We start from the raw sequence: 12109 nt of genomic DNA, 5'->3' as shown, positions 1-12109 counted from the left end.
GAACCAGTTCAATCAGTTCGTCCTTGCTCAACTGCTGTAATTCGGTGCGTTCCATGACGCACATGGATTCAGACTTTCAAGGCAATGGCAAGACCAAGAATGCAGGGGTGGGCAATTACAACGGTCGTAACGCCGGTATTCAGATTGGTGGTAATATTCTCGCCATCATAATTGCTCTTGGTGATATCACCCGCAAAACCATAAATGAGTTTGTGGTTGGTTTGGCCAAGATCGAAAGATGAGGTCAGCTGAACATCGGCCTGCAGAAAATCTTCGCTGTAATTGCGGATCTGGATGCGCCTTTCGCGACGCGGAGTGGCAAGAAGCGAATAATTGCGGATCTGATTGCTGGTCGTATCGCGCTTCTGCGGCGAATAGGAAATGTTCCACTTCACCTCATCAAGCCATGATGCTCCCACCGTCCAGCGATGATCAAGGGCAAACCGTGCCCGCTGCATTTTCAATGAACGATCCCAGCTCTCATTCTCATAATAAAAGCTATAATAGGCCGGCATGCTTGCATAGAGCGCATTGGCAGCACCGGAATCATATTTCTGATCGACGTCGGTGTTACGCTCGAACCATTCGCCGGTCAGTTTAAACTCATGATCGGCCGACGGATTCCACTGAAGTTTCATCAGGCTGTTATAGGAATCCGTATCCATCGGAGAGGCTTTATTGCACGGCCAGATAGACTCACGCGGACAACCCCAGATGCCGCCATCGGCGCGCGCCTTACGCATGTCCGGTTCTGACGCACTCATATGTCCGAAACTACCCAAAACCTTGAAATCACCCGCCTCGGCTGCCCCAGTAATCTGTTGACGGAACGACTTGTCGAAGCTGTCATAACTGAACTTGGTTTCAACCGCCCAAGGCTTTGTGCCGTCCAGCAAATCTTCCGGGTCCAGTGTCCGGAAGAACACGACGCCCCCCAGTGCATCCGCACCCCACAGCACGGAATTCGGACCCCGTGTGATTTCAACCGACTTCATATTGAAAGGATCAACGAAATCACGGCTACCATCAGTGATGCGTTCCTGAACGCGCGCACCATCGACAAGGATTTGCACACGGTTGCCACCGACACCACGAATATTGAAGCTGTTGAGCTGCCCGAAAGGATTGGTCAGCGACGTTTGTCGATCAACGCTTACACCCGGTTCATACCGCACCATATCCTGAATATCGCGTACCTGATGACGGTCCAGCGTATCACGATCAATCACACTGATGGACATCGGAACGTCAAGCACATTCTTGGCAGCGCGCTCGGCTGAAAGCGTAATTGTTTTGAGTTTGATAGGCTCAGAACTTTCGCCGTCGGTGTGCTGGTTCTGCTGAACAGCTTCCACTTTCTGGGCCGTTTGAGCATGTGCCTGCGAGGCTACGCAGAGTGCGACAGAGGCAGAAAACATCTTCAACCAACGACGGTTGACGGATTTTTGGAAAGACGAAGTCCCCAGCATGATGTCCCCAAGATAAGCATTGCATTATCGCTGGCTTGCCTATTGGGACTTGCTGGCTAAAAGTTGAGTAAATTTCTCAATATATGATTTAGGGCTGTATTCAACTGTTATTGGATATTGCTAACAGAAATTGGATATTTTGGAGGGAGTTTAGGAGCTCAGAGCCTTCTCTGATTGGGGTCGTTGAAGTCAAGCTGCTTCTGATTCAATTTTTGGATCATACCACCCTGCGAGGTCACTCGCTTTTCTTCGCGGTCAGCGCAGGGCCGCTGCATGATGGGATGAGGAGAAGGCTTTCAGGTCATGGGATAGGATTTGAAATTACGAGATGTGGTTACTTGAATAATTTTGGCCTCTAATTACGGCCTGATACTTTGTATTAAAACGTTTCAAAAAAGCGTTTCCTATATGGCATGAACCTTTTACATGAATCTCTGAAAGCATAAAAAACGCTATAATTTGTTCTTTTAGTTTTGCTGTAAACCTCGGAATAGCTCCGACCAGCCCGGTCCTGTACACCTATTCTGCTGGCCCTTTAATCAATATTCCAAAGCCTCTACCGTCTTCGTCGGAAATGAATGCTATACCCGCTTCTTCCAGTACGTTCTTTATACGTTCAAGTGTTGCTCGCCGAAGTTGTTCACCCCTTTCGAGACGCACAATGGTTTGGGTTGAGACGGTGGAAGCATCTGCTAATTCTCTTACACCCCACCCTAATGCGACACGTGCTAACCTACATTGAAGGCCATTAATATCACAACACTGTAGTGAATATGGTTGCACGTTGAGCAAATACCTGTATGATTGCGGCTCTAGCGGCCGTGCCGAGTGTTCGTACCACCCGACACGACCTGACCACTACCAAGCTTATAGGAGCTCGGATCATGGCTGATTCTGAGAATAGCAGAACTTTGCCTTCACGTACCCATAGAAACCTTCTTTCCTCAGTTGAAGAATTCCTTTCCCGCAAGTCAGTACCGAATAAACCTGATCGCGATACTGACCCTGCAGTGAAAAAATGGGAAATCTGGCAGCACGCCTACGCTGAATTCTGCCAGCTCTGTCGGCTGCAGCAATTTCTCGAGAGAAAAATGCTCGCTGAAGTTGGTGAGCCCTATATCCAGATTGATGCGCCTGGGCATGGACTGGTTTCTGTATCCAGCGACACACACATTGAAATGTTTCTATCTGGTCCAGATCAGGCTGAAGCCTGCGCGGAAGCAAAGGATCGATTGAAAGAGCACTTCTCCCTGCGCAATGCGGCGGACATTCTTTCTGGCTATAGTCGCGCACTTCGAGCAGAAAGTGAAGCTTCCGATCGTGAACAGGCAACAGCGCGGGAGCTTTGGAATACGCCGTCGTTGTCCGTACTGGGCGCGATGGCAAAACTGCACGTTCTGATAACGCTGGGCGTGCTTGCCCCTGATTGTGACGAGTTCCCCTGGCCGCCACTTCGTTCCGTGCTTGCTGATCTGATGAGGATGGCTGAGGAAACAAACGCCGGTTCTCCTAACGATCTCTGATCAGTTCATCGACGGTGACTTCAAGCGCAGCTGCCAGCTTGACGAGGTTCTTCAAAGTAGGCGAGTGCTTGCGGTTTTCCAGTTTTTGGATCGTTGAGCGATGTAGATCGGCGCGAAAACCCAGCTCTTCCTGAGAGAGGTCTCGGGCGCTTCTCAACTGAAACAGGTTCCTGGCAAAGATATCACGCTCTTTCATGCGTGAACTTATTGCGCTATGTCGAGTATTCCACTACAGAGTAAACTCTACAAACGTACAAGAGTGCTAGTCGACCGGGAAAAACATGCCCGGTCTAGGAGGAAAATTTATTCGCGGGAGATGCACTGCCCCAAGTGAGGGCGTGTAGCGAAACACCTTAGGGAGCAATTCGATGACATTTTTTGACATTATTGGCCGCGCGCTGTTTAGCGCGGGCATGGGCATTTCTATGCTTGGAGGTCTGGCAGTCACAACAGCGGACGCACAGACACTAAAAGTCGCGACCGCATACAAACTGATGACTCTGGACCCGCATTATGCGGATCTCAACGAAAACACTTCACTTCTTTCCCATATTTTCGAGCGTCTGGTCTATCAGGACGAAACTATGGAACCCAAGCCAGGACTAGCGACGTCCTGGAAACGCCTTTCAGACAAAAAATGGGAATTCAAGCTTCGCGAGGGCGTGAAGTTTCATGATGGATCGCCTTTTACGTCGCGGGATGTCATCGCAACTATTGAGCGGGTTCAGCAGTTTCTGAAGCCGCCAAGCGGAGGATTAGCGGCCTATACGCAGGTAATCAGCAAGGTCACAGCACCTGATCCGCATACGGTCGTGTTCGAAACAAATGAAGCCTCTCCGACCCTACCGCTGTCACTTGCTTCCATCTTTATCGTCCAGCACGACGACAACCGCTTCAAAACCACCGATGAAATGAACCGTGGCACGGCGGTGATAGGTACCGGGCCTTATAAGTTCGACAGCTGGCAATCCGGAGAAACACTGAAACTCGTTCGTAACGATGATTACTGGGGCAAGCGACCGGCCTGGTCTGATGTTACGCTCAGGATTATCGAAAGCCCTGCTGCTCGCGTTGCAGCACTCACCACAGGTGACGTTGATCTTGCCGATTTTATCCCAGCACGCGATGTGGAAATGCTTAAGCGGCGCGGTGCCAGAATTGAGAGCACCAGTGCTGCCCGTTCCAACTTCCTGCAATTTGATATTGGTCGGCAGAAGCTGCCTGGCGTGACAGACAAATCCGGCGAGCCTATCGCGAACCCGTTTCGTGATGTGCGCGTCCGGAAAGCACTCACAATTGCAACTGATCGCGATTTCCTCGCGGAGAAGATTTTGATGGGCTATGGCAGCCCCGCGTCGCAACTGTTTCCAACCGGCATGCCCGGCACCTCTGAGAAGCTCTTGGTCACACAGCCTGATTATGACGGTGCCAGAGAGTTGCTGACACAAGCAGGTTTCAGGGATGGCTTCAATCTCGAGCTCGGCGGTCCCGGAGGCCGTTACCCCGGAGACAGTGAATCCCTGCAGTCGGTAGCACAAAACTGGGCGCGGATAGGTGTTAGAGTGAAACCAGTCGTCGCGCCTTATTCGGTTTACGCAAACCAGCTCACCCAGGGTGATTATCCCGTCTGGTATGCCGGCTGTTCCGGTGACGCAGTAACAATCTGTCTTGATGCGGTAGTGGCATCAAAGAATGATGAACGAAAAACCGGCTCGCTGAACTATGGCGATTATCGCAACACCGAGTTCGACGACACCCTTGCCAAAGCAGAAACAATCGAAGTTGGGCCAGAGCGGGACGAAGCTGTCGCCCGGGCAACAGAACTGGTGATGAGTGAGTATCCAATCATTCCGCTTTACCATTTCCATCATATTGCCGGATACGGACAGCGTGTCGCCTCTTATCATGTTCATCCCCGCGGATGGACGACGGCCATGCAAGCTGTTCCGGCGGGAGAGTGACCATGAGCCTGATCGCTGCCATCACCGGTCGACTTGGACAAGCTATCATGTTGCTGTTCGTTATGTCCCTGATCGGTTTCGTCGGAATACACAGCATTGGAAACCCAGTCTTCAATATTGTGAATATGGAGACAGCTACTGCGGAAGATATTCGTAACGCGACAATCGCGCTCGGACTCGATCAGCCCATGTGGCAACAATACCTGATTTTTCTGAAGTCCTTGCTCACGGGGTCATTCGGAATCTCATACATCTATCATCTGCCGGCACTTCAGCTGGTAATGATCAAGCTTCCTGCGACGCTTGAACTTGCGTCGACTGCCATGATGATTGCAGCACCTACAGGAGTTCTGCTTGGCCTCCTTGCCGGTCGCATGCAGGGATCGCTCATCGACCGGATCGTTCTGAGAGCAAGTGTCTTTGCCCTCAGTATACCTGCCTTCTGGCTGAGCATGGTTCTGATCCTTGCAGGTGCGGTCATGATGGGTTGGTTTCCTTCCGGCGGCCGCGGCGACACAGCGCGATTATTAGAGATAGAATGGAGCGTTCTGACCGGCAACGGTTTGAAGCATCTCATCCTTCCCGCTCTTTCGCTGGCAATTCCCAACATTGCGCTGATTGCCCGGCTGACGCGCGCCGGTACAGTTGAAGTGGAAAGCCTCGACTTCATAAGGTTCTGCCGGGCAAAAGGCCTCTCACCCAAACGGATTCTGTTTCAACATACGCTGCCCAATATCAGTGTGCCGATCGTAACGGTGATAGGCCTGCAATTTGGCGCATTGCTAGCCTTCGCAGTGGTGGTCGAGACGATCTTCGCATGGCCCGGTATCGGCAAGCTGCTCATCGACTCGATCCAACTTCTCGACCGACCTGTCGTGATGGCCACCCTGACATTTGTATCCGTCACATTCGTCGTTCTCAACGCACTCGTTGATCTGTTCCATGCGATTATTGATCCACGCATACGCCATTCTTCACAAAGGTAAACTGCCATGAAAACCGAAACTCTCCGGAAATTATGGAAGAGCCCTTCCTGGCTTCCCCGAACGCCGTCGACAGTTATTTTCGCGTTCTTTGTCCTTCTCGCAATTGCAGCGCCGCTTATTGCACCACAAAACCCCTATGATCCTCTACAGGTTTTCGGCTGGGAGGCTTCTTCTCAGCCTGGTACGATAGGAAGTGGTGGCTATGTCTATCTTCTGGGCACCGACGGTCTGGGACGTGATATTGCGAGCACCATCCTTTACGGCTTGCGCGTCAGTCTCATCGTATCGCTTGTCAGCACTGGGATCGCCGGAATGATCGGACTGACAGCAGGCGTGATGTCGGCTTATTTCGGCAACAAAATCGACGTCGTCATCATGCGGACGGTTGATCTGTTTTTGAGCCTGCCCTCGATCCTGATCGCTCTGATAGCCATCGTTACACTCGGTCCTGGCATCGACCGTATTATACTGGCTCTTATCATTGTCCAATGGGCCAATTATGCGCGTGTCGCCCGCGCTGTGGCGCTGAGTGAACGAGGCAAATCCTATATGGACGCCGCCCATCTGCTGCGATTGCCGACCTTCACGGTCATATTCCGGCATCTTCTGCCCAACAGCATAGCTCCAGCACTCACGCTGGTACCAATAGAGGTCGGTCACGCCATCGCACTTGAAGCGACATTGTCGTTTCTTGGACTTGGCGTCCCCGTCGATCAACCCTCGCTCGGTTCCGCCGTTGCAAACGGTTTCCAGTATCTGATGACCGGCCAGTACTGGATCAGCTTCTTTCCGGGTCTTGCCCTGTTCGGGCTGATCGCAAGCGTCAACTTCGTCGGAGAGGATATTCGACGCCGCTTTGATCCAAGGAACACAACACGATGATTAAAAATATGAGCACTGACCTTCTTGAGATTGAGAACTTCTCTTTGCAATTTTGTGCAGCAAACGGTCCTGTACCAATCTTGGAAAATGTCAGCACATCACTCGGTAAAGGACAGATCCTGGGCGTTATTGGAGAATCAGGCGCTGGGAAATCGACCCTCGGTAATGCTGTGATTGGATTGTTGGGACCACAGTTCAAACGCACATCCGGCTCCATCCGATTTGCCGGGGAGCCCTTTGACGGGATCAATGCGCACGAAGAAAAACATATCAGAGGACGTCGGATATCGGCAATCTTCCAGGATCACACCGCCTCGCTTGATCCTCTGATGAGTATTGGTGCGCAGCTCAGTGAAACCATCAGTTTGTTTCAAAAGGGTCTTTCACGTGGAGCACTTCGAAAACGCGGCATCGAAATTCTCGAGCGGGTTGGAATTCCGCATCCAGAACTACGATATAACGACTATCCGCACCAGTTTTCGGGTGGTCAGCGTCAGCGTATCGTTATTGCTATCGCATTGGCGGGGTCGCCTGAAATCATCATCGCCGATGAGCCAACTTCTGCTCTTGACGCCACCGTACAAAAACAGATTCTTGCACTGTTGCGGAAGCTAGTTGATGAAACCGAGGTGTCAATTATTCTGGTTACCCATGATATGGGCGTTATCGCAGAAATTGCCGACAAAGTTCTGGTGATGCGCCACGGCAGGGTCGTCGAACAGAACCAGACGAGCGCCATCCTTGATGCACCGCAAGATGACTATACGCGCAAATTGTTGGCGGCAGTCCCAAGACTTCATGTTTCCAGTGGCGAGCTTCGGGGTAATGGGGCGACGACAAGCGAGGGGAATGAGGCACAGGATAAAGGGATTAGGCGCTCTGCCGATATTCTTGTTGCCACAGATATCTCGAAAAGCTTTCGTTCAGGGGGCGCGCCATGGCCTTTAGCAAGTGCGGTACCGCAGCAAGCACTTAAGAATGTTTCGATCCGCCTAAAGCGCGGCACAATCACAGGCATTGTCGGTGAAAGTGGAAGCGGCAAAACCACTATCGGACGGATCATCGCGGGGCTGGAAACGGCAAGCGATGGCGAGGTTTCGATCAGCGGGAAAAAATACGACGTCACGAAGAAGGGGCGAACCAGTGGCATCCTCGGGCGAGTGCAGATGATCTTTCAGGATCCGTCCGTCTCACTGAACCCGCGCATGACCATCGGTGATGCTTTGAACGAAGCCGTTCGGTCGATTAACAATGTTACTGGACAACGGACAATACTCGGTATTGGCCCGATGATGGACAGGCTCAATCTCGCCAGAAGCTTTCTCACCCGGTACCCACATCAGCTCTCAGGTGGACAGAAACAACGTGTCTGCATTGCAAGAGCACTCCTTGCTGATCCGCAAATCATCGTCGCCGATGAGCCCACCTCAGCACTCGACGTCTCCGTTCAGGCGGAGATTATCGAACTACTGAAGGAACGGATTATTGAAGATGATATTTCGATGATCTTCATCTCCCACGACCTCGCCGTCGTTCAGGATATTTGCAGCCACATCTATATTTTCCGAAACGGGCGTGTCGAAGATAGCGGCCCATCGATATCAATCTTTTCACAATCGAAAAATGCTTACACGCGAAGCCTGGTCGAGGCGCGGTCGAAGCGATTTATCCAGTAAGAACAGTCCACCAAATCCATAAGAGCGGCCGACCGGCCTGGGCGGAATGACACCGCGCCAGATTGCCGGAGGTCAGTCGCTATTCCAAAAATGAGGACAATCATGAACGGTAGCTTCACCATCACGGTAACCGGACAGTCTCTGATCAAGCAGGATACACGTGGCATTTTCAATCCCGGATTTCAGGATGTCTCTACACTAATCAAAAACACGGACCTGGCTTTTACGAACTTTGAAGGCACCATTTTGGGCCGTTATGGCGGCTGGCCACTGAAGGGATCATTTTTTGACTGCAGCAAGCCGGTGGTTCTGGACGCATTACAGGATATTGGCTTTCGTGCGCTGTCGTTGTCCAACAATCACGCATTTGACCTGGGGCCGTCGGGCATCCTGTCCACGATCGAGGAGGTCGATCAGCGGGGCTTTTTGCACGCCGGCATTGGGCGCAACCACCGCGAAGCGGCCTGCCCCAGCCTTGGTCAAATTGGTCAGCGTAAAGTCGCTATCGTCGCTATGGATGGCGGCCCTGGCCCTGATTTCATGTATGCCGATGATTCAGGGATTGGGCGTCCGGAACGCCCCGGTATCAATCGGCTGGGTATCTCCCAGATCATCGATGTCGACAACGATACATTCCAGGAGCTTCGTTCGATACGCGACAAGGTTGGTTATACAGAGCTTGCCCTGACCAATGACAGTCAGCCCAACGATCCTTATCCCGTCGACGAGACAAAAGAGGTTTGCATCGGACGGGCAGTATTCCGTCGATCAAAAGAATTCAGGCGCAGCGTTAAGATCAACGAAACCGACCTTGCCCGCAACCTTGCTTCGATCCGCGATGCCGCTAAGGATGGCCGATTTGTAATTGCCTATCTGCATCATCACCATTGGGAAACTGATTGGCTTGAGGTGCCTGAATGGGTCAGCAGCGTAGCAAAACAATGTATCGATGCGGGGGCGGCGGTTTTTGTCAGCCACGGCGCTCCTGTTCTGCAAGGGATGGAAATCTATCAGAAACGTCCGATATTCTATAGCCTTGGGAACTTCATCTTTCATGTGCCGTCCGAGGAAGGCACATGGCGTGCACCGGAAGTATGGGAGAGCATCATCGGCGCTTGCTCATTTGATGATGACAATAACCTGACGCAAGCTATTCTTCATCCCGTAATTATTGGTGGTGAGCATGCGCTGAACGGTTCAACCTTTGAACAACGCCTTGTCCCTGAACTTGCGCGGGGCCGGAACGCCAATCGAATTCTGCGTCAACTCGCAGATCGGTCGTCTGCTTTTTGCACCAACATCGCGATTTGCGACGGTTACGGACTCGTCCGGCCCTAAAGGCCGAGAACGTTCCGCGCCTATCCGCTCCACCCCTTGTTGATCGGGAAATTATAAATATGGCTATCAGTCAGGAATTAACAGAACGCTTTTTCCGTTACGCCGCAATCGCAAGTCAAAGCGATGTCAAATCATCACAATTACCATCATCTTCAGGCCAACTCACCTTGGCTCGTCTTCTGGCGAAAGAAATGGTCGGACTGGGGGTCAGTGACGTTGTTGTTGATGATAGCGCAATTGTCACAGGCGTGTGGCGCGGTACGCGATCAGATGCACCGCGAATTGGCTTCATCGCTCATCTCGATACAGCAGATGTTGGGCTTTCAGCATCTGTTCGCCCTCAGATCCACCGCTTTTCGGGCGACGATCTCTGCCTTAACCGCGAGGAAAATATCTGGCTGCGGGTAGAACAATTTCCCGCGATCCGCCAATGGCTAAACCAGGACATCATTACAAGTGATGGCACAAGCGTGCTTGGGGCGGATAACAAAGCCGCCATAGCTGTGATAATGACACTCCTTGCCAGACTGGATGAAACTGAAACCTATGGTGACATTGCAATCGCCTTCGTTCCCGATGAGGAAATCGGCTTAAGAGGCGCGAGGGCACTGGACCTCGAACGGTTTCCCTGCGACTTCGCCTACACTATCGATTGCTGCGAATTGGGTGAAGTGGTCACCGAAAACTTCAATGCTGCGTCCTGCGAGGTGGTCTTCGAGGGGGTCAGCGCGCACCCTATGTCAGCAAAAGACAAATTGGTGAATCCAATTCTTATGGCACAAGATTTCATCAGTCAGTTCGACCGGTCGGACACACCTGAACATACCGAAGACAGGGCGGGCTTTTTCTGGATGACCGATCTTGTTGCAAACGACAGCAAAGCAACATTGCAGGTTCTTATACGTGATTTCGACAATGCTTCTTTTATCGCTCGCAAAGAGAAAATTACGGCAGCTGTAGTCACGACACAAAACCGATACCCTTCCAGCGATATCCAACATTCATTTGCTGGCGGTTACCGCAACGTCGGTGATTATCTTTCAGATGATCTAAGGGCGATGTCTCTCCTCCTGAGGGCATTTGACAGTGTGAAGGTCAAGCCGAAACTTATCTCTATGCGCGGAGGCACTGATGGTGCGGTTCTGTCAGAGCGCGGAATCCCAACCCCCAATATGTTTACGGGTGCATACAACTTTCATTCAAGGTTTGAGTTCTTGCCGATACCAGCCTTCGTCAAATCCTTCGAGGTTGTAGCCACGATTTGCCAGCTAGCGGCCACTCAGCGTTAGTTGAAATTGGGAACACAGCTCAATAATTGTCAGCTTCTGCTCGGTTGTCCACCGCCTGCGGCGGACATCTCCTGTCAGCAATTCGACGTGTCGATACTCGTTAGACATAAGCCTGTGCTTGAGCCTCTCTGCTTATGCCGACTGTCCGATCGAAACGGGGTGCAGTTCAGAAATGAAGGGGCGTGGCACGAGTATAGTATAAATTTAATGCACACCTGATGGCGACATGTCTGTTAATTGAGATTTCACTGAAACAACCGCTAATGTTATGTGACAAGGGTGCCTGATGACCGGCATATGTGACAGAACAGTTCAATCTAGGAATTGCTGCCCAAAGAGAAAATACTAACCCATCGAGGGATGTGCTAAAGGGGAGGAAAGGTGGAACGACCTGTCGGACAAGCCTACATAGAACCTCAGCGCCAATCGCTGCCATCGACACCGCCTTCTTGTGCTATGTTGAGCGGTTGGCGACAGGATTATATATGCACTCCATCCACCGAATCTAAGTTTCAGCTATGTCGTGCTCCACACCGTTGCTGAAGAACTACTAACTCTCCTGCCGGTCCGGGATGCCTACGGATGCAAATCTTTGTTAACTGCCTCCAAAAGATCAGCTGGTGCAACTTCGAGGATTTCCGCAAGTGTCGCAACCATATCAATGGTTGGACTATAGATGCACCTCTCCAGCGAACTAACATAGGTCCGGTCAATACCGGCCAAATGTGCAAGTTTCTCTTGCGACAGCCCCCTGGCGTGTCGCAACAATCTGAGGTTGCGCGCAAAAATCTCACGAATATTCATTATCGCAGTCATGCGCACTGCGGTGCATTCCTCTACGGAGTAAACTCCACAAATCAGTCAAAAAGCACGCGTTCGGTAGAACTAATAATCGTCAGGCAAAGCTTATCAACCTTGCTGTTTCTGTTGACCGTAACCGTCTATGACGGCAAATGTGAACCCGTTTCAATTTTTCTTGGAATAT

The 12109-nt window shown here is 51.4% G+C and carries 11 protein-coding genes; 7 read left to right on the top strand and 4 right to left on the bottom strand.

Features of this window, described 5'->3' with window-relative positions; translation table 11 throughout:
• Positions 1–68: 68 nt before the first annotated feature.
• Together OIV19_RS22100 and OIV19_RS22095 are read right to left on the bottom strand one after the other, a co-directional pair.
• The gene (locus OIV19_RS22100; protein WP_264233937.1) at positions 69–1469 is read right to left on the bottom strand and encodes a TonB-dependent receptor plug domain-containing protein; all 1401 of its coding nucleotides are present in this window, start codon (positions 1467–1469) and stop codon (positions 69–71) included.
• 519 nt (positions 1470–1988) lie between these two features.
• Complete coding sequence (locus OIV19_RS22095; protein ID WP_498831075.1) at positions 1989–2252, bottom strand: helix-turn-helix domain-containing protein; 264 nt, start codon at positions 2250–2252, stop codon at positions 1989–1991.
• Positions 2253–2353: 101 nt separating this feature from the next.
• On the opposite strand from OIV19_RS22095, the gene OIV19_RS22090 reads away from it, so the two are divergent.
• On the top strand, positions 2354–2992 hold the full coding sequence (locus OIV19_RS22090; protein WP_264233936.1) for a hypothetical protein: 639 nt from the start codon (positions 2354–2356) through the stop codon (positions 2990–2992).
• Here the strand turns inward: OIV19_RS22090 and OIV19_RS22085 are convergent.
• Positions 2979–3188 (bottom strand): helix-turn-helix domain-containing protein, encoded by a 210-nt coding sequence (locus OIV19_RS22085; protein ID WP_264233934.1) that lies wholly within the window; start codon positions 3186–3188, stop codon positions 2979–2981. The two genes, OIV19_RS22090 and OIV19_RS22085, sit on opposite strands and share 14 nt — an antisense overlap.
• A gap of 172 nt (positions 3189–3360) precedes the next feature.
• Between OIV19_RS22085 and OIV19_RS22080 the strand changes: the two genes are divergently transcribed.
• From OIV19_RS22080 to pepT, 6 genes are all read left to right on the top strand, one after another.
• Positions 3361–4953, top strand: coding sequence for an ABC transporter substrate-binding protein (locus tag OIV19_RS22080; RefSeq protein ID WP_498831074.1), 1593 nt, complete (start codon positions 3361–3363; stop codon positions 4951–4953).
• A gap of 2 nt (positions 4954–4955) precedes the next feature.
• On the top strand, positions 4956–5939 hold the full coding sequence (locus tag OIV19_RS22075; protein ID WP_264233932.1) for an ABC transporter permease: 984 nt from the start codon (positions 4956–4958) through the stop codon (positions 5937–5939).
• Positions 5940–5945: 6 nt separating this feature from the next.
• Entirely contained in the window at positions 5946–6821 is an 876-nt protein-coding gene (locus OIV19_RS22070; RefSeq protein ID WP_264233929.1) for an ABC transporter permease, read from the top strand.
• An 8-nt stretch (positions 6822–6829) separates the two neighbouring features.
• Positions 6830–8497 carry a dipeptide ABC transporter ATP-binding protein gene (locus tag OIV19_RS22065; protein WP_498831073.1) on the top strand — a complete coding sequence of 556 codons (1668 nt, stop codon included), beginning with the start codon at positions 6830–6832 and terminating at the stop codon, positions 8495–8497.
• A gap of 102 nt (positions 8498–8599) precedes the next feature.
• Positions 8600–9835, top strand: coding sequence for a CapA family protein (locus tag OIV19_RS22060; protein WP_264233925.1), 1236 nt, complete (start codon positions 8600–8602; stop codon positions 9833–9835).
• 59 nt (positions 9836–9894) lie between these two features.
• Complete coding sequence (pepT, locus tag OIV19_RS22055) at positions 9895–11124, top strand: peptidase T (RefSeq protein WP_264233924.1); 1230 nt, start codon at positions 9895–9897, stop codon at positions 11122–11124.
• A gap of 576 nt (positions 11125–11700) precedes the next feature.
• On the opposite strand, the gene OIV19_RS22050 is transcribed toward pepT, so the two are convergent.
• On the bottom strand, positions 11701–11928 hold the full coding sequence (locus tag OIV19_RS22050) for a helix-turn-helix domain-containing protein (RefSeq protein WP_264233922.1): 228 nt from the start codon (positions 11926–11928) through the stop codon (positions 11701–11703).
• Positions 11929–12109 lie beyond the last annotated feature (181 nt).

The organism is Brucella sp. HL-2 (genome assembly GCF_025846885.2).
Classification (GTDB): domain Bacteria; phylum Pseudomonadota; class Alphaproteobacteria; order Rhizobiales; family Rhizobiaceae; genus Brucella; species Brucella quorumnocens.
Note: the sequence above shows the minus strand (reverse complement) of the source record. Positions and strands in the feature narration are given on the sequence as shown.